This window comes from Comamonas sp. GCA5 (assembly GCF_036541385.1).
GTDB classification, from domain to species: Bacteria; Pseudomonadota; Gammaproteobacteria; order Burkholderiales; family Burkholderiaceae_C; genus Comamonas; species Comamonas aquatica.
Window position 1 is genome coordinate 1 of sequence record NZ_JAZHFR010000208.1, and the last position, 761, is coordinate 761.

Sequence of the window (761 nt, forward strand, 5' to 3'; positions counted from 1 at the left end):
GGGCTGTGCTTGCGTCGGGATTTGATGGTCATAGATCTCTCCAGGTTCGGCCTGTTGTCAGGTCATTTTTACGGGGAAAGATCTCGCTTAGCTAGCTGTTCAAAAAACTGGAACCACTTCTACCGCCGCATCGGCGAACATGTCAAGCGAGTCCGCTATGAGACCTGTGGACTGGGCGATCAGGCCAACGATCAACTCAAAGACAAACATCGCACCGTTGATAGCGAGCAGCAGCTTTAAGGTCCGAGCCTCAGAGGCATTCCCCTCTGCGTCTGGGGCCGTAGACTCGTCGCTTTGCACGCTGTCCAACACTTGCGCGCCGAGGTTGAGAGGGATGAGACGGCCCAGCAGCTCTTGCGTACTTCCCCCATGCTGCACGGTGAGTACACGATCCTTCAGATCGAAGTCCAGTGCCGCAACAGCCGACGCATCGGCCAGCGCCATCCGAATGAGATTCTCCTCCGACGGGCAATCCATCTTCGGCACGGAGAAACGCGTCTTCCACTGCCCGCCTTCGGTGCGCCTCTCGCTTGTCAGCAGAACCGCACCCAAGTTCAGGGGCGTCAGCTTCTGGGCGATCCTGGCGGGCTCGCCCGAGTGCACCACCCGGAGCTGCCGATGGGCCAGATCGAAGGTCATCGTGTTGATTTCCATCCAGAAGTGACCCACTAGCCCCCGGTTTTTCCATCTCAATCTGACCCACGCATTAACCCTAGCCTGCTGCTTTTATGTGCAGCAGGAGACCAGGAGTGATTGACGTG

Annotated in this window: 1 protein-coding gene; it reads right to left on the minus strand. The window is 57.8% G+C overall.

Annotated elements, in window-relative coordinates:
• Positions 1 to 99: 99 nt before the first annotated feature.
• The gene (locus SJH88_RS19280; RefSeq protein WP_274755405.1) at positions 100 to 639 is read right to left on the minus strand and encodes a hypothetical protein; all 540 of its coding nucleotides are present in this window, start codon (positions 637 to 639) and stop codon (positions 100 to 102) included.
• Between the last annotated feature and the right edge of the window lie 122 nt (positions 640 to 761).